General features: G+C 37.7%; 2 protein-coding genes. Both read right to left on the reverse strand.

The annotated features are described in order from the left end of the window. On the reverse strand, positions 1–1807 hold a 1807-nt coding region (locus QNJ66_RS25955; RefSeq protein WP_300511560.1), incomplete at its 3' end, for a type I polyketide synthase. A 1-nt stretch (position 1808) separates the two neighbouring features. Further along, positions 1809–5006: SDR family NAD(P)-dependent oxidoreductase (locus QNJ66_RS25960; RefSeq protein ID WP_300511561.1), on the reverse strand; the 3198-nt coding region annotated here is incomplete at its 5' end.

Below are 5006 nucleotides of genomic sequence, written 5' to 3' on the forward strand. Positions count from 1 at the left end.
GATGGGGACGTAATATTGCATTACATTGGTCAACTACAGAACGAAAAATGGGCTGAGTTTCGTATAGTTGTCTCCCCATCCTTACATATTGAGAACCTTGTCCTGTGAACAAAAAAGCGATTTTAGAGCTTTCCTGTAGCCCAATCTTTCCTTGGATAATATTGGGTGAGGGTTCATTTTTTAACCACAATTCAAGTTGCTCTTGTAGCTGTTCTTTGGATTGAATAATAATGGCTAACCGTTGTTCAAAGTGAACTCTTCCTAAATGGGATGTGTAGCAGATATTGCCCAGGGTAGCTTCGGGAATTGTTGGCAGAAAAGTTTGATATCCCTCAACTAATTCTCTCAGTGCAGTTTCTGTTTTAGTAGATAAAGTTAATAACTGTAAGGGTCTATCTATTCTTGGTGAACTATCCTTAATAATCGGAGCTTCTTCCAGGATTAAATGAGCATTGGTTCCACTTAATCCAAAAGAACTAATGCCAGCAAGTCTCGTTTTTCCGTCAGATAACCAAGGAATTGAAGTATCAGCTACTTTAATGGGAATTTTTTCCCAATCAATATAAGGATTAGGAATTTGAAAATGTAAATTCCTGGGAATTTCTTGATGTTGTAGTGCAAGAACGACTTTTATCACGGAGGCAATCCCTGCAGCTGCTTCTAAATGTCCAATATTACTTTTTACGGCACCAACAATTAAGGGTTGTTCTTGTGTTTTTTCTGCTCCAAAAACAGAGGCTAAAGCGTTAATTTCAATGGGATCACCTAATTTAGTTCCTGTTCCATGAGCCTCTATAAAATCAATTTGGCTAGGTTTAACCTTTGCTGCCTTGAGAGCCTGATTAATAACGACTTGCTGAGCTGAACCGTTAGGCACTGTCAACCCACTGCTTTGACCATCGTGATTGATAGATGAACCTTTAATAACTGCTAGTATATTATCCTGATTAGCGATCGCATCAGAAAGTCTTTTTAAAATTACGACACCACAACCCTCTCCCCGACCATAACCATTGGCTGAAGCATCAAAAGTTTTAGAAATGCCATCAGGAGAAAGCGCATGAGTTCGACACAGGAACAAGGTAATTTCAGGAGAAAGAATTAGTTGAACCCCTCCAGCTATGGCTAAATTACATTCCCTCATTCTTAAGCTTTGACAAGCAAGATGTAGCGCAACTAAAGAGGAAGAACAAGCCGTATCGACAGCTAAATTAGGTCCTTGCAATCCTAAACAGTAAGATAAACGACCCGATGCAAAACAAAAACCATTACCCGTACCATCATAGGCATTAATTTTATCTGGATTTCCTCTATTGAGTTGCTTATTTCCATAATCATTTTGTCCAATACCAACAAAAACTCCAGTTTGACTATTCTCTAAGTTTGATACAGATAGCCCCGCATTTTCTAATGCTTCCCAGGCAACTTCTAGTAAGAGTCTTTGCTGTGGATCTAGGCTATTGGCTTCCCTAGGTGAAATTCCAAAAAATAAAGGATCAAATTCATCAATTTTTTCCAGAAAATATCCGTTTTTAATATAAATTTTTCCAGAAACTTCAGGATCAGAATCATAATAATCATTAATATTCCATCTATCTGAGGGAATGGTGCTGATGGGATTCATTCCATTTTCTAATAGTGTCCAAAAAGAATCGGGATCATCAATATTGCCAGGGAAACGGCAGCCCATTCCAATGATGGCAATTGGTTCTGATTGATAACTTTCTAGAGATTCTATTTTAGCACTCGCCTTTTGTAGTGCTTGTAATATTTGTTCAGGAGCGTAACTTAATTTCTTTTCTGTCATATCAATCATCTCCTAATAATTCTTGTAGTTTTAACATTGCTTGATTGAGGGATTCCTGTGTACTGTCTTGACCACTATTCTTCCCTTCTGTTGAATCTGAGTCATTCACTTTCATCATCTCTTCTTGAGATTGATTTTCTTCTATACATGGACTTTGAGTGTTGATTTTCTTTGCTATATATTCTACCAAACTTTTAATGTTGGGAGCCTCAAATGCTATGGTTGAAGGAAGACCTATTCCTAAGCTCATTTCTAGGCGATTTCTCAAATCAACAGCCATTAAGGAATCAAATCCCATGTCAAAGAAACCCTGGTCAATTTCTATGATTTTAGATTCGGGAAACCTTAGAATTTGAGAAACTTTCTTTTGAACATAATTAACCAATAAAGTATGTTGTTCATGTTGAGAAGCTTGCTTCAACTGTTGAATGAAACTGTTTTGTTCCTTAAACGTTGACGTTAACGAATCTACAGTTTCTATGGTTTTAGTAGTAACTGTTTCAAAAAACTTGCTTTTATTACTCGTTTCATAAAGTGCTTTAAAGCACTTCCAATCCACATCAGCAACTGTTATTTGTACTTTATTCATCTTTAATAAGTATTCTAAGACAGATGTGGCTTTAGTAGGCTCTAAAGTATTAATTCCGGCCTGCTTTAACCAAGCTTCAGCTTTTGGTGTTGCCATGCCCCCCTCTGCCCAGGGACCCCAATTAATGCTCAAAGAAGTTAAATCAAGATTGTAACGATGATGACAAAGCGAGTCCATAAACTGGTTCGCAGCTGCATAGTCAGCTTGTCCTTTTGAACCCCATACCGATGCTATGGAGGAAAAGCCAACAAAAAAGTCAAGTTGATAATTTTGAGTTAAATGATGTAAAACCCAAGTACCTGAAACTTTAGGATGTAAAACTTGGGCAAAGTTTTCCCATTCAGTTTCCTGAAGACTATTGAATCCTATTGTCCCTGCAGCATGAATAATTCCTTTTAGGGGAGGCATCTGTGCCTCTATTGTCTTCAATACTTCTTTCATGCCCTCCTCATCACCCACATCTGCCGATATTATCTCAACCCTGACCCCCTGTTTTGCCATTTGACTTAATATACTTTGAGCTTCGCTCTTCGGTTTCCTTCTTCCTATTAAGGCTAAATACTTAACCCCTTTTTCTACCATCCATTGAGCTACTTTTAATCCTAATGCTCCTAATCCCCCCGTAATTAAATAGGTTTTATCTGAGTATATGCTTAAGGGTTTATTCTCAGAAATACTGCTTTTAACTAAACGGGGAACATATCTCTTACTTTCCCGAAAAGCAATTTTATCTTCTCCTTGGGAATTCTCAATTTCTGATAGCAACTGGTTAATTTCTTGGTCTGAGGTATTTATATCTAAATCAATCATCCCTCCCCACCAGTCAGGAAACTCTAACGCCACCACTTTTCCCATTCCCCATAGAGGAGATTGCGCGACAGATAAAGAGGTTTTTTCTGATTCAATCGGCTGTACTCCCCTAGTTACTAACCACAGTTTGGGAGTAACTTGAAGAGAAAGCTCTGTCAATGTTTGTAAAGTGTATAGAAGACTACCACAGGTTATTTTTTGAGCTTCTTTGAGGCTATTTAAATTTAGGTCTTTTGTTGCTGTTGTATCTAAACTCCAGAGATGTATAATTCCTTTTAAAGGTAAATTTGAGGATAACTTTAAAGCTTTCCAAAATTCTTGAAAATGCTCTTTTTGACTAGGATTAATATAGTATTTTTCGTTTTTATGAGTGTAGTTTTCCCCGACAAATACCAAATTGCATTGATAGCCCAACTTTGTTAGTTTGTCTGCTATTTGCTCTCCAAAACCTTTCTTATCAGCAAAAATAACCCATTGCCCTCCTTCTAAGTCTTTGAAGGTTGGCTGAATCTTTCTTGGTTGTTGTTTCCATTGAATTTCATAAAACCAATCCTGAATCTCTGCTTTCTCTACTTGTTCTTGCTGTTGTTGAGCTAATAACTCTAATAATTTAGGTAGTAATTCTACTTCCTCTTTAGATAATTTTCCTGTTTGTTCTAAACTTTTCTGTAGATGTTCTAGATTATCTAGCCCAAGCTGTTTAATAACTTCATCTTGGCTTTCTTTTGGCTCTGTTTCTAACCAATAACGTTGTCTTTGAAATGGATAAGTGGGTAATACAACTTTCTGATGATTATAATCCTTCTCAAACTCCAACCAATCTATTTTCGCCCCTTGTACATAAAGTTGCCCTAAACTTGTTAAGATTTGTTGCCAGTCTGGTTGGTTGGGACGTAAACTTGGTAACCAAATCTCTCCATCTTCTGCCAAACATTGACGACCCATTCCTAATAAAATCGGTTTGGGGCCTATTTCTAAAAATATTTTACAACCCTGCTCATGTAATGTTTCCATGCTCTGGGCAAATCTAACAGCTTCTCTAACATGGCGTACCCAATATTCAGGAGTAGCAATGGTTTCATCTGCCTGTTGGCCTGTAACGTTAGAAATAATGGATATCTGTGGTGAATTGTAGGTTATTTCTTGGGCAACTTTGGTAAATTCTGTCAACATTGGTTCCATCAATGGGGAGTGGAACGCGTGAGATACTTGTAATTGTTTCGTCTTAATCCCTTGATTTTCTAGTTTTTGACAAATTTCGGTAATTGCTTCTCCTTCTCCCGAAATGACCACACTTTTGGGTCCATTTATTGCTGCTAAGGAAACTTTATTATTGTACGGTGTTAGAATCTCTTTGATTTGTTCTGCTGATGTCATCAGAGCTACCATTTTGCCTCCAGAGGGCAATTGCTGCATCAATCTGCCTCTATGGGCAATTAATTTCAGTCCGTCTTCTAAACTGAATACCCCTGCTACACAGGCTGCTGTATATTCTCCTATACTGTGACCCATCACTACATCTGGGTTAATCCCCCAAGATTGCCATAATTTAAACAAAGCGTATTCAATGGCAAATAAAGCTGGTTGTGTATAAGCTGTTTGATTAATCAGGGAAACTTCAGCATCTTCCCCATAGATAACTTCTAAGAGTGGTTTCGATAGATGGGGACGTAATATTGCATTACATTGGTCAACTACAGAACGAAAAATGGGCTGAGTTTCGTATAGTTGTCTCCCCATCCTTACATATTGAGAACCTTGTCCTGTGAACAAAAAAGCGATTTTAGAGCTTTCCTGTAG

Source organism: Crocosphaera sp. (genome assembly GCF_030064895.1).
Classification (GTDB): domain Bacteria; phylum Cyanobacteriota; class Cyanobacteriia; order Cyanobacteriales; family Microcystaceae; genus Crocosphaera.